Origin of the sequence: Aggregatilinea sp. (assembly GCF_036822615.1) — a bacterium.
Lineage (GTDB): Bacteria > Chloroflexota > Anaerolineae > Aggregatilineales > Aggregatilineaceae > Aggregatilinea.
This window is the reverse complement of the sequence record NZ_DAISHJ010000035.1, coordinates 1-21,027: the sequence shown is the minus strand read 5'-3', so window position 1 is coordinate 21,027 and position 21,027 is coordinate 1. Positions and strand designations below refer to the sequence as shown.

Here is a 21,027-nt window from a genome sequence, read left to right as displayed (position 1 = left end):
AAGGCGAATCGCGCAGCACGAGGGTGACCTGATGCCAGCCCAACACCTGAATCGTGGTTGCTGCGTGGGTCAAGAACGGTTCGGGAATAACGGCGGGCACAGCGACCATAACGGGTGATGGATGCCTCGTAATATGTTTCGGCTGGATTCCTTAAGCCTATACTATGACATTTATTTTAACCACTGTGTGCCGAATTGTCGGCTTTTTTAATTTTGTGCTTATGACACGTCCTTTCCAAGACGTTTGATCACCACCAAAGTCGCGTCATCAACCAGCGCACGCCCTTCCGCAAAGGCGCTGACCGCCTCGACAATCGTGCCGCAAAGCTCCCCGGCGGCCATGTCGCAGTGCTCCATCAGCAGCGCTTCGAGGCGTTCTTCCCCAAATTCTTCCTCATCGGCATTGATTGCCTCGGTAATACCGTCCGTGTAGAGCACCAGGATATCGCCGTGCTCGATCCGCACGTTGTTCTCGGCAAAATCCACGTTGGGGAATACGCCCACCGCCACGCCCGACGCAGTGATGTAGTCGCAGCGTTGCTCGGCGGCGCGGTACAGCAGGCCGGGATTGTGACCCGCCGACGCGAACTGCAGCATGCCCGTTTCCGTCTCAAGATAGCCCAGCAGCACCGTGGCGAACATCCGCGAGCGCTGCGAGGCGATAATCGACTCGTTGGCGCGGCGGATCACCTCGGCAGGCGGCAGATTCAGGCTGACGCCGAAGCGCAGCACCGTCACACTGAGCGCCATAAACAGCGCGGCGGGCACGCCCTTGCCGGACACATCCGCGATGGTCAGCGCCAGGCGGCCATCCTCCAGCGGGTAGAAGTCGTAAAAGTCGCCCGCGACGCCGCGCACCGGCTCCCAGAAGTCGCAGATCTCCCAGCCATCGACGTGCGGGATCTGTTCCGGCAAGAAGCTGGCCTGGATGCCATGCGCCATTTCAAGCTCGCGCTGGAGCACGCGCTGGTGAATTTCCTGCTGGTAGAGCCGCGCGTTTTCGATGCTGATCGCCGCCTGCGACGCCAGCGCCGCCAGCAGCCGCTCGTCGCGGGCGTTGAATGCGCCGTCGCGCTTGTTGAGCACCTGCACCACCCCGATGATGGTCTGCTGCGGATTGACCAGTGGCGCGGCCAGGATCGAGCGCGTGCGGAAACCGGTAGACTGGTCCACCGCCGGATTGAAGCGGGGATCGGCGTAGGCGTCCAGAATATTGACCACGCGGCCCGTCTCCGCGACGTGGCCCGCGATGCCCTCCCCCATCTTCAGGCGAATTTCCGACAGCGGGTGCAGATCGTCCAGCAGCACGCGCGACCACAGTTCCCGCCGCTGCTCGTCGATCAGAAACAGGGTGCCGCGTTCGGCGTTGATCGTCGTCACCAGCTTGTTGAGGATCAGGTTCAGCAGCTCGTCCAGGTCGATGCGGCTGGTCATGACTTCGCTGATGGTACGGACCGCGTTCAGCTCCTGCATGGGGCTGGCGGCGCGCGTCTCGGCGGTTTCCTTCTCGATGCGCTTGAACAGCCGCAGGACGTTTGGCTCGCCCGAACGCGGGGCGATGTCGCGCTCGACCCGGTCCATCAGCGTGTGGATGAAGTGCAGGCCCATGCCGCCCTGGATGCGCGTCTCGATGGGGGCGGTGATGTCGAACGGCCTGACGTTCGCCGGGTTCAGCGGCGCGCCCCAATCCGTCAGCTCGATCCGCACCTGCTCGCCGGTCGTGGCCGCGTTGATCAGGATCTTGCCGCCCGCCTCCTGGTAGGCGTGATCGATGATGTTGGTCGCGGCTTCCTCGACGGCCAGTTCCAGCTCGAAAACGACCTTATCGGAGAGGGACAGACGGTGCGCAATGCCGTGCACGAAGTGCGAAATGACCATCAAGTTTTCGTGGGTGGCATCGACCCGAAGCTCACCTAGAAAGCTCATAGAGGTGTCCTTCAAATGGGGACAGGCTGCAGAATTGAAGTGTTCAGTTGTTAGGGTTCAGTCGCCAGTGATGCCCTAAGCAAAACCCATTAAACATCCAAAAAAATCGATCAAGCCGGCTGCTAAAAAATCTCAGACAGATACTACCCAATGTAACATATTGTTGGCGGGTGTGTCTCGCCTTAAACAACAGCCCCCTGAAACGGAGGGGGCTGTCATCAGCAGTGAATGCGCCTCATCAGACGGCACGCAGTGGGTTAAAACGCGGCCAGCGCTTCATCAAGGGTGTTGTCGATATCGAAGAACCGGTCAAAACCGATGATTTGGAAGATGCGCCGCACTTTCGGGTTGAGATCGACCAGACGTAGGTCACCGCCCGCGGCACGGTTTTCGGTCAGGATATCGGCCAGAGTGCGCAGCCCGGCGCTGTTGATGTAGCGCACCTGGGACATATCCAGGATCATTTTGTGCTTGCCTTCGGTAACCGCACCGCGCAGGGCCATATCCAGATCGACGGCGCCTTCGCTGTCGACGCGACCGTCGAGCACAAAGACAGCCACACCGTTCTCGTCACGCTCCGTGATATTCATGCTTCCTGTCTCCTCAACAGTTCACGCTGCGCTTATGTTTCTATTGTAGACCGATTAACGGCTACGGGGAAGACAGCCATCCGAGTCAGGTATCTTACCGCCGGGGGGCGGGACTGATCTCGCCCCCCGGATGGATGGCTTTGTGGCGGCTTAGCCTGCCGAGGCAACCAACCGCTGATCGACGTCGGCGGCGGAGACCAGCTGGCCGTCGCGCACTTCTTCCACGCGCGGAATCTGTCCCGCCAGGTCGCGGTCGTGCGTGACCATGACGATCGTCTTGCCCTGGTCCACGAGGTCTTCGAACAGCCCGAACATCAGACCGGCGGACACGGTGTCAAGGTTACCGGTCGGCTCGTCGCCGATCAGCAGCACCGGGTCGTTCGCCAGGGCGCGGGCGATCGCCGCGCGCTGCTGCTGGCCGCCGGAGATCTGGCTGGGGTACTTGTTCGCCACGTCGGGCAAGTCCACCAGTTCGAGCAGTTCCATCGCGCGCTCGCGGCGGTGCCCCTTGTAGGTGCCCACGTAGTTCATGGGCATCATCACGTTTTCGATCACGGTCAGCGTCGGCAGCAGTTGGAAGAACTGGAACACAACGCCCACGTTCCGCCCGCGCCACTTGGCGACCTGATTCTCGCTCATGTTGGTCAGGCGCTGCCCCGCGACGAACACCTCGCCGTTGGTCGGGCGGTCGATCCCGGTGATCATGTTGATCAGCGTGGACTTCCCGCTGCCCGACGGCCCCACCACGGCGACGAACTCGCCTTCGTTGATGGTCAGGCTCACACCGTTCAGCGCCTTCAGCGGACCGGCCTTGGTCTTGTAGATCTTGTCGACATTCTCCAGCGACACGAGCGGCTTGTTATTGGTATTCATGACGTTTCCTCCGTGCGCTTACTGGTAGCGCAGAATGTCAGACACGGTCTTACGGGCTGCCCCAAGCGACGGGCCGAGGCTGGCGACGGTGGTGATAACGAGTATCCCCACGAGGCCCACGATCATCGCGGTGGGCGAGAGCTGCAGCGGGATGGCGTCTTCGATGCCGACGATCAGCAGCAGCAGTTTTTGCAGCAGCAGCATCAGCGGCAGTCCGACGACCCAGGCGATCACACCCACGACCAGACCTTCGGTCAGGAACTGGCCCGCGATGGTGCCCGAGCCCGCGCCGATGGAGCGCATCACGCCGATTTCCTTCTGGCGCTCGAAGACGCTCATCGACAGTGTGGTCAGCAGGCCCAGCGCACCGACCAGGGCGATCAGCCCGGCCACGGCGCTCAGGATGGCCTGGAAGGTGGCGAACCCGCTGCTGATCTGGTCGGTAAGCTCGACCATGTTCAGCGTGAAGACCGGGATACCCGCCGCGATCAGGGACTCGCTCATGTCGTCGATAATCGTTTGCAGATCTTCGGCGGTCGGGTCCTTGATGGGCGTCATGATGAACCACCCCTGCGGCAGCGGGACCGATTCGATGGCCGCGCCGTCGAAGGTCGCCAGATCGCGCCAGAACATACCGATAGTTTCGTCCGCGCCGAGGCCGCTCTGCAGCATCGCGGGCAGGTCGAAGATCCCGACGACCGGCATAGACTGCGGGCCTTGCCCGGACAGGCTGGATTCGAGCGTTATGCTGTCGCCCACGCCCACGCCGAGCTGCTGCGCCATGTTCGAGCTGACGACGACACCCGTGGTGTCTCCACCGTTCGCGCCGGGGAACCCGCCGTCGGTGAAGGTCAGGTAGGCGGCGGCGGTCGGGGTCAGGCCCAGCGCCAGCACCTTGTTATCGGGCATGGAGCCTTCGTAGCCATCAACGTTGACCACGGTCGAGTACTTGATCAGGCTGCCCGCCTGGCTGATGACGGCCTGCGTCTGCGCGGGGATCGCACCGTCGGGCAGCGGCGTGCCGGGACGGATGGTGTCGAACGTGTAGCCCGCCACGGTCGCCAGCGTGTGCCAGTCGGCCCAGGCCTGCTGGTAGATGAAGTCCGCGATGCCGATGACCTTCATTTCCATCCGGTTGCCGGGGACCAGCAGCACGACGGTGTCGCCCACGGTCTTGTCCATGCCCGTCGCCAGCGCGCTGGACAGGATGATCCCGTCACTGGCATTCTCCGCCGAGAGCGCCTGGCCCTCGATGATATCGATGTTGAAGGCCGGGGTCTCGCTGGTCACGTCGTAACCGTAGGCGAAGATACCGGGAGGTCCGGCAACGGTCAGGTCGGGATCGTAACCCTCGAAGTTGACCTGGATCTGGAAGCCGTCTTCCATCGACCGGATATCATCACCGAACTGTTCGCGCAGCAGCGACGTCACGTCTTCAGGGTTGCGCTGTTCGCCGGGGAAGATGCCGATCTGGACGTTCCAACTGTCGATATAGGTATTGATACCGGTCGTCAGTCCCTCGAAGATGGCGAAGATCCCCATGAACGCGCCCACCGCAATCGCCAGCGTGATGACGGTGAAGGCCAGACGGCTCTTCTTCAGGCTGATGTTGCTCAGGCCCTGGCGAACGGTGATCGGGATCGGCAGCCTGTTGATGATGCGCGCGATCGGGCCGGTGCCGTAGTTGGCGTCGATGCCCAGGTCGGTCATCGCTTCCAGGATGCGCACGCGGGTGCCGCCCCACACCGGGATGATGGAGGCCAGCACAGGCACCGCCAAACCGACCACGATACCTAGCCCGATCGAGAAGGGCGACGTTCTGAAGCCCGTGATAATCGTATTGACCTGGCCTGCCAGCGCGTGGGCGGCGGCGTTCCCGGCGGGGATACCCACGATCACGCCCGGAATGACGCCGATCACGCCGTAGGCGAAGGCGATGCCCGAATAGATGACGAAGTTATCGCGGCGTGTCGCGCCCAGCGACTTCATCACACCGATCTGCCGCTTCTGCTCGACCACCAGCGACGAGATGACGTTGATGACCAGGAAGCCGGAGACGACCAGCGCGACCAGCGCCAGGAAGCCCATCAGGCTGCTGATGGTTTGCGCGCCAGTGATGAGCTGGCTCTGCGCCGGATTCTCCTTCTGGGCGAAGGCGACGGTGTAGGGCGTGTTTTCGGCGATGAAGTTCTGCACCGCATCGAACTGCTCTTCGGCGATGTCATAGCTGGTGAAGCGCAGCCAGAAATCGTTGAACCCGGTACGTCCGGCCAGATAGTCGGCGTTCGAGACGTCGGTGTAAACCGTCGTCTTGGGCATGAAGGCGTACGGATCGAACACGATAGCGGTGACGGTCCACGCTTCGGTCGTGCCGGTCTGCCCCGAGGTTTCAGAGTTGCGCGACGGGCTGAGCGCACGCATATCGATGGTGTCGCCCACGGCGATGCCATATTCTTCAGCCATGCGGGTTTCGATGGCCAGCTCGTTGGCGCCGGGTGTCGGCAGCTCGCCTTCGAGCACGCGGTACGGCTGGATGACGGCGGGCGCGTCGTTGGGCGCGGTCACCACCTCGCCCTGATCGTTGAGCACGGCGTAGGCCTTGACGAAGCCGTCTTCAAACTTACCGTCTTCCCCGCCCGTCTTAAAGAAGATGGACGTTTCGCTGAAACCGGCCTGAACGGTCGTCACGTCGGGATAATCGGCCAGCATCTTCATGTAGGCGGCGTTGTCCAGCGGCACGTCGGGATCGACCGTCATCGACACCTGGACCATCGCCAGCTTGTCTTCCTGAACGTCCGAACGAAGCTGGCTGACGAGGATGTCGCTCATTGAGAACAGCGCAACAGTGCCGGTCACGCCGATGAAGATCGCGGCGGCGACCAGGAACGTGCGGCCCTTGCGTGCCCACACGTCGCGCAGAATCTTGCGAATACGTGATCCGATCATTGAATGGAATCCCCCTGGTTATTTCTGGTTCTGCTGCTTGGCGGCGAGCGCTTCTTGCGAGCGGGTCTTCAGCGCTTGGCGTTCCTGGGTGCGCAGGCGGATAGCGGTCAATTCCTGCGTACGGCGGCGCGCAGCGGCTTCCAGCGTGGTCGCCTCGATCATGCCGTCCGTGAGGGCCAGCAGGCGGGCAACGCCGCTTGACGCCAGCTCGCGGTCGTGCGTGACGACGAGGATGGTGCGGTCCTGGCTGGCCAGCTCGCCGAAGATGTTGAACACGTTCTGGGCGCTCATGCGGTCCAGGTTACCGGTTGGCTCGTCGCCCACGATCAGCGGCGGATCGTTCGCCAGGGCGCGCGCAATCGCCACGCGCTGCTGCTGCCCACCGGACAGCATGTCCGGCGTCTTGTACGCCTGGTTGGCGATGCCGAAGCGGTCGAGCAGCACCATCGCGCGATCCTTGCGCTCTTTAGGATCGTACACGCCGCAAAAGTCCATCGGCATGATGATGTTTTCGAGCACGGTCAGGGTCGGCAGCAGTTGGAAGAACTGGAACACGATGCCGATGTTGCGCCCGCGCCAGCGCGTCAGCTTCTTTTCGGGCGCGGCGACAACGTTCACGTCGTCCACGACGACCGAGCCGTCGCTGGGGCTGTCGATACCGGTGATCATGTTCAGCAGCGTCGTCTTGCCGCTGCCCGAAGGTCCGACCAGCGACACAAATTCGCCTTTGTTAATGGTCAAGTCGATCCCACGCAGTACATTCAGCGGACCGGCAGGAGTGTCGAAGGTTTTGACGAGGTTTTTGACTTGGATGAAAGGTTCAGCCATGCGGATCAAGCCTCCTTACGTCAGGCTCTCGGATAGTGGGTGAGCATCCGAACTTTAGTACGCGAGTCAGTGCGGTTGCGTTGCAGAGCAGTTCAGAAATTTACGAACTTAAACGCGGTCGAGAAGTAGGTGAATGGCGTATAGGGGCAGAATCTACTGGTGAAATCGCCCCCCCTGAGCGAAAAAACCAAGTATTGAAGTGAGAATATAAAAACTTATGAAAAGTCTCTAAAAGTTTATTTAAGCATTGATATAACAGAAACGCAATGAGGTTTGGCGCGTTTGACGATGCGCTGGTGCGCGGCGGAGCGCCTAGGATGCGCTGGCGCTGAGGTCGAGGATCGCCTCGCCAACACGCGTCGCAAGCTGCGATTCACACGTAAGGGTGAGGTGCACGGGGCTGTCGGTATAACACTCGACGTCGGGCAGCAGATCCCACAGATCGAGCGTGGGCGGCCATGCGGCGGAGTCGGTCTGCGCGGCGAGCACGTCACGGTAGCTGTCGTAGGCCCAGCGCGGATAAAAGGCGTTGTAGCGCACGTCGCTGTTTTCGCCCTGGCTGATGAAAATCGGCTCGTTGACGAACAGCACCGGGATCGACCCGGCACGCTGCGCCCCCGCCGCCAGCGCGTCGAACGCCAGATCGTCCGCCGTGAAGGTCTGCGGCGTCTCGAAGGTGTGCCACGACTCGTCCGCGTCCAGATCGACCGAGCGGCGCGTGTAGTCGTCGGGATATTCCTGGTCGATGCCGGTCAGCGACCACATCACGCCGTAGAGCTGCAAGCGCAGCAGGTCCGCCAGCGCGCGCCGCTGTCCGACGATGGTGCTCTGCCAGAAGTCCGGCTCCACGAAGCGCGGATCGCCGGGATCGCTGCTGAGGTCGTAGCGGCGGATGAGCGCCTGCACGCGCTCGGCGTTGTTCTGCACGAACGACGGTTCCAGCTGCGCGTCCGGCGCGAACGATTCGAGCGTGAACAGCCACACGATCAGGTCCGGGTGGGCCTGCTCCAGTGCGTAATCGAGCAGCATCAGGTCTTTGGTCAGCGACATGGTCGGATAGCCGAGGTTGTAGGCGCGTACGCGGCGGCCATCGGCGGTGCGCAGGTCGAGCCGGTTGATCTGCCCGGCGAGCGTGTCCTGCGGCTCCAGCAGAATGCCCCACACCGACGAATCGCCCAGCAGCAGCACGCGGAATTCGTCGTCAGCGGGTGCGGTGTCCACCGTGAGCGATTCGACCATCGCCGGGAGGTTGTACAGGCTGAGGTTGTACGAGGCCGGAGGATTTTCGCCGTACGGCAGGCGCTCGCGGCCCGTGAGCAGCGTGTTATAGGCAGAAATATGGCCGAGCGTAGGCAGTGGGTTCACCAGCGCAAAGATCACGTTGAGAAGCGCGAACAGCACCGCCGCCTTGACGACGACGCGCGCCATGAAGCCCCAGGTATAGGGCTTAGCGGGTTGGGTGAGCCACTTCCATGTTTGCATCAGCTGGAATCCGGTTACGCTGCGATGTCGATAGGTATCCGAAAAGTGCGAGCGACTGGGGCATGGTGCAGCGTAAAGCACACCTCACCCCCGGCCCCTCTCCAATCAAGTTAGAGGGGAGACAAGCACAACCCCACAGTCCATAGTCTGTAGGGGCGGGGCTTGCTCCGCCCGTTGCGCCCCAAAACCGGGTAGGGCAAGCCCTACCCCTACGAAAACCTGCGCTGCTACAACCCGAGCAGGCGCAGGAATACGTCCCAACCGGTCGCCATGTCCGGCAGAGCGAACCACACCCACCCGATCACGACGAAATGGAACGTGACCACCGTGCCCGCGATGCCGATCCACTGGTTCAGGCGCGGGCGGTCACGAAGCCGGATGTAAGCCATGCGCGTGCGGTCGCTGTAGACCTTGTGCACGAACAGCCCCACGCCGTGCCACACACCCCATACGACGAAATGCCATGTCACGCCGTGCCACAGGCCGATCACGATCATGGTCGCCATCTGGCCGATCAACGCCAGCACCGTCGGGGACGGCTTGTGCTTGCGCACCAGCAAATAGCGGCTGAGCGGCGAAAAGACGTAGAAGCGCACCCAGTTACTCAGCGTGATGTGCCAGCTCTGCCAGAACTGCGTGATGTTGCGCCGCGTATAGGGCCGCTGGAAGTTTTCCGGCAGGGTGATGCCGAACAACTGCCCGATGCCGATGGCGATGTCCGTATAGCCGCTGAAGTCGAAATAGAGCTGGAACGCGTAGGCGTAGAGCAGCACCCACGTTTCGCCGGTCGAGGTGGCCTGCGCCGCCTTCGACGCGTCCAGCGCGAAGTACGCGAGGCTGTCCGCGATGACGAACTTCTTCAGCACGCCCGCCGCGATGCGCCCCAACCCGATCGTCAGGTGGACCGGCTCGCGGCCCGGCAGCGCGCGCAGATCTTTAATGAAACGCTCGGCGCGGTCGATCGGACCTGCCGTAAACGCCGGGAAGAAGATCGCGTAGGTGACGTATTCGCGCAGCGTGAGTTCGGGGAAGCGGCCCATTTGCCGGTCGCGCAGGGTATGAATCAGCCGGAACGCGACGTACGAGAAGCCCAGCCAGCCCAGGTCGCCCGCGCTGGCGAGGCTGGCCGGCTGCCCGGTCCGCTCGCGCAGCAAGCGCGCCGTTTCTTCGGCCAGCGGCGTGGTTTTCAGGATGACGAACAGGACGACGATCAGCAGGATCGCCGGGACGAACAGCCGCCGCTTATGCCCGATCCAGCTCAATCCGCCGAGCAGCGCCGCCGCGATGATGGCAACCACCGCCAGACTGACCGGCGACGGCGGGCGGGACGGCGTGATACGCACCGACTCGACCAGCATCCGCCCCGCGAGCGAGAGCGCCAGCACCAGCGCAACCATGATGCCCGCACTGATCGTATCCTCGCGCTGCCAGCGCTGCTCCGGCGCGCGGCTCAACAGCCAGCCCAGCACGACCAGCGCCAGCGTCGCCGTGGGGAAGATGAAGTCCAGATTCTCGATGCGCAGCGCGGGCTGGAGCCCGTAAATAGCGACGATGCTGCCCGCATACAGCGCCCAGCGCCGCAGCCGCTCCGGCAGCAGCGCCACGTAGAGCGCCGCCGCGCCGATGAAAACGAGAATGTTCGTCAGAGTCATGATCGCGTCGTGAGCAGGGCGGGCGCACGGTGCAGCCCACCGGAACCCGTGACATTCTACAGGCGCGCGCGGAAGTTCGCCACACACGGGCAGTTTTTAGTGGGGAGTTTTTAGTTGTTAGTAAAAGCAATAGCCGGGGGAGCCGCCTGCGGTGGAGCCATCATTACGGGCGCAGGCGCGCGTATAACAGCATGATGTGGTTGTCTCGCCACGCCGGGATTGTTATGCTTACACAAACGCGGGTAAAAATCCCTTTCAAGACCGATTGGAGCGACCAATGGAAGCTGAACCCCAAACGACGCTGACCGGAGCGGAAAACGTGGCGTGGGATCTGAGCGATCTGTACGCCAGTCCTGACGATCCGGCTATCGAACGGGACATCGAGCAGATCAACCAGCGTGCCGAGGCGTTCGGCACTGAATTTCGCGGCAAGGTCGCATCGCTCGATCCTGAAGAACTGTACGAGGCCATCTACGAATACGAAGCGATCGATGAGGATTCGAGCAAGGCGGCCTATTACGCGCATTTGCTGTGGTCCACGGACACGAACAACCCGAAGTACGGCGCGCTCAACCAGCGTATGACCGAATGGGGCGCGCAGCTCAGCCAGAAGCTGGTGTTCTTCGAGCTGGAATGGACCAACGCGCCGGAAGACTACGCCGCGAAGATGATCGAAAACCCGACGCTGCAGCACTACCGTCACTGGATGGAGACGACGCGCCGTTACCAGCCGCACCGCCTGACCGAGCCGGAAGAAAAGATCCTGGCGGAAAAGGCCGTGACCGGCAGCGAAGCGTGGGTGCGCTTCTTCAGCGAATTCATGGGCGCGATGCGCTATCCGCTGGACGGCCAGCAGCTCAGCCAGTCGCAGATCCTCGCCAAGCTCTACGAGCCGGACCGCGAGCTGCGCCGGCACGCGGCGGCGGCGTTCACCGACGTGCTGCGCGAAAAGCTGCCCACCCTGACCTATATCTTCAATACGCTGGCGGCGGACAAAGCCTCCAACGACCGCCTGCGCCACTACCCGACCTGGATCTCCGCGCGCAACCTGTCCAACGAGGTCAGCGACGACGTGGTGGATGCGCTGATCGAGACGGTCACGTCCAATTACGGCATCGTCGCGCGCTACTATAAGCTCAAGGGCCAGCTGCTGGGCCTGGATACGCTCTACGACTACGACCGCTACGCCCCCCTGCCCGCCGCCGAAGGCAGTTATTCGTGGGACGAGGCGCGCAGCGTGGTGCTCAACGGCTACCAGCGCTTCAGCCCGGCGATGGCCGAGGTCGCGGGGCGCTTCTTCAACGACAACTGGATCGATGCGGCGCTGCGGCCCGGTAAGCGCAGCGGCGCGTTCTCCGCGCAGACGGTGCCGTCGGTGCACCCCTACATCCTGATGAACTATACCGGCGCGGCCCGCGACGTCATGACGCTGGCGCACGAGCTGGGGCACGGCATTCACCAGTACATGTACCGCGAGCAGGGCATGCTGCAGGGCCATCCCCCGCTGACCACTGCCGAGATGGCGTCGGTGTTTGGGGAAATGCTGATCTTCACCGACATGATGCAGCGCGAGGACGATCCGCGCGTGCGGCTGGCGATGCTGGCGCACAAGATCGAGGACACGTTCGCCACGGTGTTCCGCCAAGTGTCCATGAACCGCTTCGAGCACGGCCTGCACAACGCGCGCCGCGACGAGGGCGAGCTGACCAGCGACCGCATCAACGAGATCTGGATGGGCACGCAGCGCGCCATGTTCGAGGGCAGCGTGGAAATGACCGACGATTACGGCGTGTGGTGGAGCTACGTGCCGCACTTCCTGCACACGCCCGGCTACGTCTACGCCTACGCGTTCGGGGAGCTGCTGGTGCTGGCGCTGTTCGCGCGCTATCGCCAGGAAGGGGCGGACTTCGTGCCGCGCTACCTGGATGTGCTGCGCATGGGCGGATCGGACTGGCCGGAAAAGGTGCTCGCGCCGATGGGCGTGGACCTGACCGACCCGACCTTCTGGCAGGAAGGCATCCGCGAGATCGACGCGCTGGTCGCGCAGGCCGAGCAGTTGGTGAAAGAGATCGGGTAACTGAACCCGGTTTGACGGCGAGAATCACAGCGCCCCGGATCGCACGATCCGGGGCGCTGTTGTTATCCCGTCTGCTGCGTGGTGCGGATCACCACGCCTTTTCCCAACGTTCGAGCGGCCTGCTCTCGGACTCCATCACCGACGCATACAGCGCGTTGGCCGCCGTGTTGAAGCCGCCAACCGTGACCAGCGTGCCGCCCATCGCGCGCATGCGCTGCATGGCCTCGACCATCACCGCTTTGCCCAGCCCGCGCTGCTGGTGTTCGGGCACGGTGGCGACCGGCTCGAAGTACCCGGTGCGCGTCACGTCGTCGTACCACAGTGTGCAGAACGCCGCGATCTCGCCACCCGGCGCCGCCGCGACGATGTCCAGATCGCGCCGGTAGAGCGGCATGCGTTGGATGGCGTGATACCACTCCCAACCCTGGTAATTTTCGTCCGGCTCGTCGGGGTGGAAGCCGCGCCACGACGCCCAACTGCGCGCGGGCAGTTCCTCCACGCCGCCTAACGACCGGATGGTGTAGCCGTCCGGCACGGACACATCAGGGATCGAATCGAGGCATCGCTGGCGGCGGCATTCCGGCCACGGCCCCCGGTGGTACCCGTGCTGCTTGAGGATCTCCTGGCGCAGCACGTCGTCGTTCCGGTCGGCCCACACCGTCAGGTTACGCTTGCCGTCTTCTTCCACGGCGAGGTGCGCTTCCGCGGCGTCCAGCAGCGTCGCTTCGAGCGCGGCGGTCTGGAACGCCGGGTGAATCTGGAAAAACGCCTCACCGCGCCCTTCGGGATTGAGCACGGCGACGATCTGACCGTTGGGCTGTTCCCACAAATACGTCACGCGCTCGACCGGATCGCACACGCCGCAGTTCTGCACAACGTGCCAGCGCCAGTAATCGAGCCGCGCGGCCTGCCACGTGCGCTCGCTGCGCCCGTTGAGCACAAAAATCTCGCGCAGAAACGCGCGGATATGCCAGAAATCCTCCTCGCCTCGATACAGTCGCATGGTGAATGACATGCCACTCCGTCCTTTCTGTGCGCGCCGGCTGGTGCGCGCCGGCTGGCGCGCGCCGCGACTCAGTTCAGCGCGTCGCTGGCCCGGTCCAGCGCGGCGACCTCGTCCGGCGTCAGCCGCCAGCCGGTTCCCCCGGCGTCCTGGCTGGCCTGCCGGGCATTTTTCGCGCCCGGAATGGGCAGCGCGCCCTTGCAAATGACCCAGTTCAGCGCGACCTGTGCGGGCGTCTTGCCGTGCGCTGCGCCGATGGTGTGAAGATGCGCGACCAGCGGGCCGATCTTGCGCCGGGTGCGCCACGTCCGCAGGCGGCGCACGAGGCTCGACGGCGCGACGCGGGCCGTATACTTGCCCGTGAGCAGCCCGCCGCCCAATGGGCTGTAGGCGATCAGCGCGATGCCGTTCGCCTGGCAAAAATCGAGCAGCCCGCTGCGCTCCGGCCCGCGCTCGAGCAGGTGATATTCCACCTGATTGCTGGCAAGCGGGATGCCGCGCCGGGCCAATGCCTGATGCGCGCGCTGCGTTTGTTCCAGGTTGTAGTTCGAGACGCCGACGGCGCGCGTCAGCCCCTGCTCGACCGCGTCCGCCATGGCGTCCATCCACGTTTCGACGGAGCGGAACGGCAGCGGCGCGTGAATCTGGTAGAGATCGACCTGATCGACCTGCAAACGCTCCAGGCTGGCGCGCAGCGCTTTGGTCAAGCTGCCCGCCTGCACACGCCACGGGAAGGGCATAAACTTCGTGGCGATGCGCACGGGTTGGTTCGCCTGTTTGACCAGACGGCCCAGCAGCCGCTCGGATTCGCCCCGCCCGTACACTTCCGCCGTGTCGAACAGCACGATACCGGCGTCCAGCGCGGCCTGAAACGCCTCGTCAACGTCCTGCGACGTATGCGTGCGCCCATAGCCCCAGTACCATGAATCGCCCCACGACCATGTGCCCAGGCCCATTTCGATCCCGTCGAACGGATACATTATGATGTTGTCCTTTACCCTGATTGTTCGATCACTCGCTGTGCGGCGCGGGCGTGTTTTCCAGATCGTCCATCAGCCTGGGCAGCGCTGCCAACATAGCGTCGCGCCCGGCTTCGTACAGTTGATCGGCGTATTCGACCACTTTCGACATGCGGATCGACGGCAGCGTGGGGATAACGAGGCAGTCCGGTTCGTGGTGCAGCAGGTCGGTGTTGTGGCGCAAAACGTAATAGACCATGCTCAAAACGTCGATCATGGTGCGCGGCGGTTCGTCGGGCCAGTTTTCCATGCCGTGATGGCTGACATCCACGCCGATGGCGAAGGTCGCGCCCATCTGCCGCACGATATCGACCGGCAGGTTATTGACCAGCCCGCCATCGACCAGCACACGGCCATCGGCATCCACGCAGGGCGTGAACATGCCCGGCACGGCGCAGCTTGCGCGGATGGCCGGGGCGAGCGGCCCATCATCGAACAGAATCTCCGTGCCCTTCAGCAGATCCGCCGCGATGACGGTCAGCGGGATGTCCAGGTCCGCAAAAGTCCGGCCCGGGCCGAGCATCGCGCCGACCCAGTCTTCGATGGCCTCGCTGCGCAGGATGCCGCGCCGGTCCGACCAGCTAAAGCGGCGGATCTGGCGCAGGTTCATGGCGTGCACGGCGTCGAGCATCTGGCCGCTGCTCCACCCGGCGCAGTAGAGCGCCCCCGCGATGGAGCCAGCGCTGGTCCCGGCGACCACATCGGCGCGGATGCCGTGTTCTTCCAGCACGGACAGCACGCCGATATGCGCCACGCCGCGCTCGCCGCCGCCGCTGAGCGCCAGCCCCAGCACCGGGCGGCCCGGCTCCGGCTTTCGTAAAGGGCGCACCCGTTCCAGCGTGCGCCGCCCCATCCCTGTCCACCAGTGCGACATAGACAATCCTTGGATGCAGATGCACAATGGTCGCAGTGTACTCAGTTGGTTGCGGACCGTCAACCGCCATAAAAGTCCTGCCGTGACGTTCGTAACACGAGATTGCGCCAATCATCACTAAGGGTTCCGGCGCGAGTCGTCTATAATTGCGATCAATTCTCAATGAGAATGATTCGCAATTGCGCCGCTGATGTCGCGTCAAACTTAGGTGACTGTTTATGAGCAAGTCTCAACGCCCGACCGACACATCCTGGACGACCGATTCCACCCTTACCATCCCCGCTGCCGAAGACGAGCCGCTGTATGCACCCCGCACGCGCGCTTTGGAGCAGTGTGTGCCCGATGTCGATTGCAAGGACTGCCCCAACCAGGCCGCGAACGGCCCGGTGCTGCCGCTGTGCCTGGTGAAGCCCGGCCAGCGCGTCGTGGTGTTACAGGTCGAGCAGGAGCGCCGCCTGCGCAAGCGGCTGGCGGACCTGGGCCTCGCGCCGGGATCCGAAGTCGGCGTGATGCGCGCGCCGCGCGGCTCCGGCCCGATGATCGTCTCCGTTCGCAATGATACGCGCCTGGGGCTGGGCTGGACGGTCGCCCACACCATCAGCGTTCGCGTCGTCCAGGCCCAGTGACAGGACCAGATCCCTCATGATGAACCAAGCGACGATTGCCCTGGCGGGAAATCCCAACGCGGGCAAGAGCACGATCTTTAACGCGCTGACCGGCGAGCACCAGCACGTCGGCAACTGGCCCGGTAAAACGGTCGAGCGTAAGGAAGGCGAGTTTTCGATCAACGGCGTGACGATGAACATCATCGACCTGCCGGGAACGTACAGCCTGACCGCGTACTCGATGGAAGAAAAGATCACGCGCGACTTTCTGCTGCAAAACCAGCCGGACGCCGTGGTCGCGGTAGTGGACGCGGCCAACCTGGAGCGCAACCTGTACCTCGTCGTGCAGATGCTGGAACTGGGCGTGCCGATCGTGATCGCGCTGAACATGGCCGATATGGCCGAGTCGCGCGGGCTGAAGATCGACACCGACCAGTTGGCCGCAGGGCTGAACGTGCCCATCATCCGCACGATCGCCACGCGCAACGAGGGCCTCGAAGAACTGAAGCAAACCGTCGCCCAGGCGGTTCAGAACCGCGCGCACCGCCCTGCCCGCTCACGAACCGGAGACGTTTCTAAACATGACGCGCCCCGCTGCCCCAACTGTGGCTGATCGATCGATGACGACACTCGAACTGCAAACCCGGTCCCGCTTGTTTGATTATGGCCCCGAGCTGGAACCCGAAATCGTCGTGCTGCAAGCCGCGATCGAGGCCAGCCCCACCCTGTCGAGCGATTACGCGCCGCGCTGGCTGGCGGTCACGCTGCTGGAAGGCGACGCCGACCTCGCCGCGCGCATCGCGTCCGCGCCCGGCGGGCTGGTCGTGCTCGATACCGTCGAGCAGATCGCCGCGCGCGTGGCAGCGACCTGCGGCGAAGACGTCGATACGCTGATCGCGGATCGCCGCTACGCCTTTATTTCCGGGCTGGTCGGGCAGGCCGTGACGCGGCCCGCCGACGGCGGCGTCACCCGTTCCGACAAGCTGGATCAGGTGGCGACACATCCCTGGCTGGGCGTGCCGATCTTCCTGATCCTGATGTGGGTCGTCTTCCAGATGACCGCGAATGTGTCGAGCTATTACGTCGATTGGATCGACGGCGTGATCGCCGGGCCGGTCTCGAACTGGGCGCTGGCACTGCTGGGCACGTTGGGCCTCAGCGGAACGTGGGCCGAGTCGCTGCTGGTGGACGGCGTGATCGCCGGGGCGGGTGGCATGCTGGTCTTCGTGCCGGTGCTGCTGTTCCTTTATTTCTTCCTGGCCGTGCTGGAAGACTCCGGTTATATGGCCCGCGCCGCGTTCGTCATGGACCGTTTCATGCAGCGGTTGGGTTTGCAGGGCAAGAGCTTCATCCCGCTGCTGGTGGGCTTCGGCTGCTCGGTCCCCGGCATCTACGCGACCCGCACGTTGGAAGACCGCCGCGACCGCATCCTGACCGGGATGCTGGTGCCGTTCATGAGCTGCGCGGCGCGCCTGCCGGTCTATATCTTGATCGGCACGGCGTTTTTCGGCGCGAGCAGCGGCAACCTCGTCTTCGCCATGTACCTGATCGGGATCGCCGCCGCCGTGATGACCGGCTTCCTGCTGCGCAACACCGTGCTGAAGTCGAACGAGCCGCAGTTCTTCGTGATGGAACTGCCGCCCTACCGCCGCCCCTCGATGAAGACGGTTCTGCGCCAGGTGCGGATGCGCACCGGGGCGTTCGTGCAGGCCGTGTGGACGGTGCTCATGGCCGCGTCGATCATCGTCTGGGTGCTGCTCAACGTGCCCTATCACAATGGCCAGCCGCCCGAATTGGAAGATAGCCTGTTTGGCGGCGTCAGCCGGACCGTCGCGCCCGCGTTCAAGCCTGCCGGGTTCGGCACGTGGGAATCGTCCGGCGCGCTGGTGACGGGCCTGCTGGCGAAGGAAGTCGTGGTCAGCACCCTGGGCCAGATTTACGCCACCGCTGCGGATAACAGCGACGACGCGACCGGCTCCACCGCGTTTGTGGACGACGCGAAGGATATCGTCGTGGGCTTCGGAACGGCCACGCTGGACACGGTGAAAGCCACGATCAGCCTGATCCCCGGCGTCAACCTAATGGGCGCGGACGCGGAAGAAGAAGACACCGCGCTGGAAACGGCGCTGCGCGACCACTTCACGCCGCTGACCGCCGTCGCGTTCTCGATCTTCGTGCTGCTCTATACGCCGTGCATGGCCGCCATCGCCGCCTTCCGCCACGAGTTCGGCAGCCGCTGGATGTGGGCCAACATCGGCTACATGCTGGTGGTGGCATGGCTGGCCGCAACACTGACCTATCAGGTCGGCAGCCTGCTGGGGTTGGGCTAAGGAGCGCGCCATGAGCGTCACGCTGCGTCAGGTGCTTCAGGCGTTTGAACAGGCGGGATCGTCCGTCCGGCTCGACGCGCTCAGCCGCCAGCTTGGCATCGATCCGGGCACGCTGGACGGCATGATCCAGCACTGGGTCCGCAAGGGGCGCATCAAGGAAGTGAGCGATGCCCTGCCGGATGGCTGCGCCACGTCGTGCCACGGCTGCGACGTGCAGAGCGGCTGCCCGTTCGTGGCGCGGATGCCCAGGCGGTACGCGCTGGCGACGACACCGCCGCCCGGTCCGGTTCCCCTGCGGCTGTACGAGCGCGTAGAACCGCAGTAAGGCGCGACCAACACAAGTCAACACACAGGGCGGGGGCAATCCCGCTCTGTTTTCGTTTTTGCAATCACGAACGCCTGCCTTTGCCGTATTTTTTTACACGTTCGTGATAGCTTTTGCCCGCGCTTCTGGTACAATGAACGGTATGATCTACATCTCGCAGGGCCGCACGCTTTCCTTCGCGCTGATGACGTCTGTGTCGGGCGCTCCTTGAATAGGTGCGCCTGCTGAACGTGTAACACACTAACTAGCAACTACCAGCCATGTAAACGGCTTTGGGCGCACCGCTCAAAGCCGTTTTTGATTCTATTCCGGGAGCGAGGGCAGCATGTACGTCATCCAGTTGGACCGCATCACCGTGAATTACGCCGGGCGCGTCATCTTCCGCGACCTGAGCTGGGCCGTTGATGAGCGCGCGCGCGTGGGGCTGGTCGGCCCGAACGGCGCGGGCAAGTCGAGCCTGCTCAAAGTCATCACGGGCGGCGTCACGCCGGACAGCGGCACGATCATCCGCGCCAAAACCGTCACCGTGGGCTATCTGCCGCAGGAGATCGCGCTTTCGCCGGATCGCACGCTGCTCGACGAGGCGATGGTCCCGCCGCCCGCGCTGGCGCAGATCGAGGCGGAACTGGCGCGCATCGAGGCGCAGTTGGGCGATCCCGCCGTGTACAACGATCCCGGCGCGCTGACTCGCGCCCTCGAACGGCAGGAGCGCGCGCTGGAACAGTATGAGGCGCTCGGTGGGCCGCGCCACGCAGGGACGATCCGCGAGCTGCTGCAGCGGCTCGGCTTCACGCCGGACGACTACGACCTGCCAGCCGACACGCTCAGCGGCGGGCAGAAGAAACTGGTCGCGCTGGCGCGGCTGGCCGCCGAACTGCCGGACGTGCTGCTGCTCGACGAGCCGGACAATCACCTCGATCTGGCGAGCAAGGCGCGGCTGGAAGCGGTGCTGCGCACCTACAACGGCGCAGTGGTGATCGTCTCGCACGACCGCTACCTGCTGGACGAGGTCGCCACGCAGATCGCGGAATTGGAAAACGGCGCGCTGACGGTCTATCCCGGCAACTACACCGCCTACTCCACCGAGCGCGAGCTGCGCCGCCTGCGCCAGCAGCAGGTGTACGTCGCGCAGCAGAAGGAAATCACGCGTATCGAGGAGGCGATCAAGCGCTTCGAGCACTGGGCCAGCATCGTGGTCGATGAGCGGCACATCCGGCAGGCGCGCAGCCGCCGCAAAATGCTGGACCGCATGGAGGCCAACGGCGAGATCGTCGAGCGTGTGGTTGAGCGCCGGCAGATGGAACTCCAGCTCAACGGCTGGCGCGGCAGCACCAAAGCTCTGGAAATCCGCGATCTGGCGATGGCGTTCGAGGACGATCTGCTGTTCACCGATTTGAGCCTGCTGCTGCGCCACGGGGAGCGCGTCGGCCTGATCGGGCCGAACGGCGCGGGCAAGTCGGTGCTGTTCCGGCTGATCCTGGGCGAGCTGGCCCCGCTGGATGGCGAGGTGATCGTCGGGCCGAGCAGCCAGATCGGCTACTACGCGCAGGAACACCAGACGCTGCTGCCGTGGTGGGATCGCACGCCGCTGGACCTGATCCGCGACGTCGCGCCCAAAAACGAGAGCGACGCGATCGCGTTCCTGCTGAAGATGCTGTTCACCTATGAGCAGGTACGCCAGCCGGTCCGCACGCTGAGCGGCGGGGAGCGCAGCCGCCTCCAACTCGCCGCGCTGATGCTGCAGCGGCCCAACCTGCTGCTGCTCGACGAGCCGACCAACAACCTCGACATCCCGTCGATGGAGGTGCTCGAAGGCGCGTTGGAGGATTTCGAGGGTGCGCTGCTGGTGATCTCGCACGACCGCTATTTCCTGGATCGCGTCGTGGATCAGGTGGTCGAGCTGGACGGCGGCGCGCTGGCGGCCTACCCCGGCGGCTACACGGATTACCTCGCCGCGACGGGTCGGGCGTAGACGCTGATGATCCCCGTAGGGGCAATTCATGAATTGCCCCTACGCATACGCCAGCCCATATGCCGAAAAACGGGCGGAGCAAGCCCCGCCCCTACGCGAGAACCCGCGATCTATTAGGGGCGTAGTGGTGCAGTTCAATAGAATACTGCGACCTCACCCCCGGCCCCTCTCCAATCAAGTTGGAGAGGGGAGAAAAAACACATTCGGGCATGTTTTTGTAGGGGCGGGTTTGTAACCCGCCCTGGTTTAGCGCGTCATCGACCACGGGCGATGCAAGCATCGCCCCTACGGGATCGCATATCTTTGTGTAGGGGCGTATGCGATACGCCCCGGTGAGGACAGAAATAGAAATGCAAAAGGGCCGGTTTGAAACCGGCCCCTACAGCGTCACATGCAAACATGCGGCTGTTGCTGTTGTTTTTGGCTAACCGCCAATCGCTAACGGCTAACCGCTGCCTTTCGCTACAATTCCGCTTCCTTGTGGAACGCAGGCGTCAGCGTGGGATACAGCTCGCGGTACAGCGC

Annotated in this window: 16 protein-coding genes; 6 read left to right on the top strand and 10 right to left on the bottom strand. The window is 63.7% G+C overall.

Annotated features, from left to right (window positions below; genetic code table 11):
- Nucleotides 1-219: 219 nt before the first annotated feature.
- The 7 genes from V7116_RS12275 to V7116_RS12245 all read right to left on the bottom strand — a co-directional run bounded on the left by V7116_RS12275 (nt 220) and on the right by V7116_RS12245 (nt 10,297).
- Nucleotides 220-1,926, bottom strand: coding sequence for a SpoIIE family protein phosphatase (locus V7116_RS12275; RefSeq protein ID WP_324392220.1), 1,707 nt, complete (start codon nt 1,924-1,926; stop codon nt 220-222).
- Nucleotides 1,927-2,183: 257 nt separating this feature from the next.
- Nucleotides 2,184-2,516 (bottom strand): STAS domain-containing protein, encoded by a 333-nt coding sequence (locus V7116_RS12270; protein ID WP_324392219.1) that lies wholly within the window; start codon nt 2,514-2,516, stop codon nt 2,184-2,186.
- Nucleotides 2,517-2,666: 150 nt separating this feature from the next.
- Nucleotides 2,667-3,389 (bottom strand): ABC transporter ATP-binding protein, encoded by a 723-nt coding sequence (locus V7116_RS12265; protein ID WP_324392218.1) that lies wholly within the window; start codon nt 3,387-3,389, stop codon nt 2,667-2,669.
- An 18-nt stretch (nt 3,390-3,407) separates the two neighbouring features.
- The gene (locus tag V7116_RS12260; protein WP_324392217.1) at nt 3,408-6,335 is read right to left on the bottom strand and encodes an ABC transporter permease; all 2,928 of its coding nucleotides are present in this window, start codon (nt 6,333-6,335) and stop codon (nt 3,408-3,410) included.
- An 18-nt stretch (nt 6,336-6,353) separates the two neighbouring features.
- On the bottom strand, nt 6,354-7,163 hold the full coding sequence (locus V7116_RS12255; RefSeq protein ID WP_324392216.1) for an ABC transporter ATP-binding protein: 810 nt from the start codon (nt 7,161-7,163) through the stop codon (nt 6,354-6,356).
- Between the two features lie 312 nt (nt 7,164-7,475).
- Nucleotides 7,476-8,645, bottom strand: a complete 1,170-nt coding sequence (locus tag V7116_RS12250) for a hypothetical protein (protein WP_324392215.1) — start codon at nt 8,643-8,645, stop codon at nt 7,476-7,478.
- Between the two features lie 227 nt (nt 8,646-8,872).
- A complete protein-coding gene (locus V7116_RS12245; RefSeq protein WP_324392214.1) occupies nt 8,873-10,297 on the bottom strand; it encodes an MBOAT family O-acyltransferase in 1,425 nt (474 codons plus the stop codon).
- Nucleotides 10,298-10,574: 277 nt separating this feature from the next.
- Between V7116_RS12245 and V7116_RS12240 the strand changes: the two genes are divergently transcribed.
- Nucleotides 10,575-12,374, top strand: coding sequence for a M3 family oligoendopeptidase (locus tag V7116_RS12240; protein WP_324392213.1), 1,800 nt, complete (start codon nt 10,575-10,577; stop codon nt 12,372-12,374).
- An 88-nt stretch (nt 12,375-12,462) separates the two neighbouring features.
- On the opposite strand, the gene V7116_RS12235 is transcribed toward V7116_RS12240, so the two are convergent.
- The 3 genes from V7116_RS12235 to V7116_RS12225 are packed head-to-tail and all read right to left on the bottom strand — an operon-like array spanning nt 12,463 to nt 15,270.
- A complete protein-coding gene (locus V7116_RS12235) occupies nt 12,463-13,389 on the bottom strand; it encodes a GNAT family N-acetyltransferase (protein WP_324392212.1) in 927 nt (308 codons plus the stop codon).
- A 59-nt stretch (nt 13,390-13,448) separates the two neighbouring features.
- Nucleotides 13,449-14,357, bottom strand: a complete 909-nt coding sequence (locus tag V7116_RS12230; RefSeq protein ID WP_324392211.1) for an aldo/keto reductase — start codon at nt 14,355-14,357, stop codon at nt 13,449-13,451.
- A gap of 31 nt (nt 14,358-14,388) precedes the next feature.
- A complete protein-coding gene (locus tag V7116_RS12225) occupies nt 14,389-15,270 on the bottom strand; it encodes a patatin-like phospholipase family protein (RefSeq protein ID WP_324392210.1) in 882 nt (293 codons plus the stop codon).
- A gap of 218 nt (nt 15,271-15,488) precedes the next feature.
- Between V7116_RS12225 and V7116_RS12220 the strand changes: the two genes are divergently transcribed.
- The 5 genes from V7116_RS12220 to abc-f all read left to right on the top strand — a co-directional run bounded on the left by V7116_RS12220 (nt 15,489) and on the right by abc-f (nt 20,502).
- A complete protein-coding gene (locus tag V7116_RS12220) occupies nt 15,489-15,896 on the top strand; it encodes a FeoA family protein (protein WP_324392209.1) in 408 nt (135 codons plus the stop codon).
- A 16-nt stretch (nt 15,897-15,912) separates the two neighbouring features.
- A complete protein-coding gene (locus tag V7116_RS12215; RefSeq protein ID WP_324392208.1) occupies nt 15,913-16,488 on the top strand; it encodes a FeoB small GTPase domain-containing protein in 576 nt (191 codons plus the stop codon).
- A gap of 7 nt (nt 16,489-16,495) precedes the next feature.
- The gene (gene feoB / locus V7116_RS12210) at nt 16,496-18,205 is read left to right on the top strand and encodes a ferrous iron transport protein B (RefSeq protein ID WP_324392207.1); all 1,710 of its coding nucleotides are present in this window, start codon (nt 16,496-16,498) and stop codon (nt 18,203-18,205) included.
- Between the two features lie 10 nt (nt 18,206-18,215).
- A complete protein-coding gene (locus tag V7116_RS12205) occupies nt 18,216-18,530 on the top strand; it encodes a FeoC-like transcriptional regulator (RefSeq protein ID WP_324392206.1) in 315 nt (104 codons plus the stop codon).
- A 325-nt stretch (nt 18,531-18,855) separates the two neighbouring features.
- Nucleotides 18,856-20,502, top strand: coding sequence for a ribosomal protection-like ABC-F family protein (gene abc-f, locus V7116_RS12200; protein WP_324392205.1), 1,647 nt, complete (start codon nt 18,856-18,858; stop codon nt 20,500-20,502).
- Nucleotides 20,503-21,027 lie beyond the last annotated feature (525 nt).

Coding starts and splice junctions, on each gene's coding strand:
- V7116_RS12275 (WP_324392220.1), bottom strand. CDS start 1,926: ATGAGCTTTCTAGGTGAGCTTCGGGTCGATGCCACCCACGAAAACTTG.
- V7116_RS12270 (WP_324392219.1), bottom strand. CDS start 2,516: ATGAATATCACGGAGCGTGACGAGAACGGTGTGGCTGTCTTTGTGCTC.
- V7116_RS12265 (WP_324392218.1), bottom strand. CDS start 3,389: ATGAATACCAATAACAAGCCGCTCGTGTCGCTGGAGAATGTCGACAAG.
- V7116_RS12260 (WP_324392217.1), bottom strand. CDS start 6,335: ATGATCGGATCACGTATTCGCAAGATTCTGCGCGACGTGTGGGCACGC.
- V7116_RS12255 (WP_324392216.1), bottom strand. CDS start 7,163: ATGGCTGAACCTTTCATCCAAGTCAAAAACCTCGTCAAAACCTTCGAC.
- V7116_RS12250 (WP_324392215.1), bottom strand. CDS start 8,645: ATGCAAACATGGAAGTGGCTCACCCAACCCGCTAAGCCCTATACCTGG.
- V7116_RS12245 (WP_324392214.1), bottom strand. CDS start 10,297: ATGACTCTGACGAACATTCTCGTTTTCATCGGCGCGGCGGCGCTCTAC.
- V7116_RS12240 (WP_324392213.1), top strand. CDS start 10,575: ATGGAAGCTGAACCCCAAACGACGCTGACCGGAGCGGAAAACGTGGCG.
- V7116_RS12235 (WP_324392212.1), bottom strand. CDS start 13,389: ATGTCATTCACCATGCGACTGTATCGAGGCGAGGAGGATTTCTGGCAT.
- V7116_RS12230 (WP_324392211.1), bottom strand. CDS start 14,357: ATGTATCCGTTCGACGGGATCGAAATGGGCCTGGGCACATGGTCGTGG.
- V7116_RS12225 (WP_324392210.1), bottom strand. CDS start 15,270: ATGTCGCACTGGTGGACAGGGATGGGGCGGCGCACGCTGGAACGGGTG.
- V7116_RS12220 (WP_324392209.1), top strand. CDS start 15,489: ATGAGCAAGTCTCAACGCCCGACCGACACATCCTGGACGACCGATTCC.
- V7116_RS12215 (WP_324392208.1), top strand. CDS start 15,913: ATGATGAACCAAGCGACGATTGCCCTGGCGGGAAATCCCAACGCGGGC.
- feoB (WP_324392207.1), top strand. CDS start 16,496: ATGACGACACTCGAACTGCAAACCCGGTCCCGCTTGTTTGATTATGGC.
- V7116_RS12205 (WP_324392206.1), top strand. CDS start 18,216: ATGAGCGTCACGCTGCGTCAGGTGCTTCAGGCGTTTGAACAGGCGGGA.
- abc-f (WP_324392205.1), top strand. CDS start 18,856: ATGTACGTCATCCAGTTGGACCGCATCACCGTGAATTACGCCGGGCGC.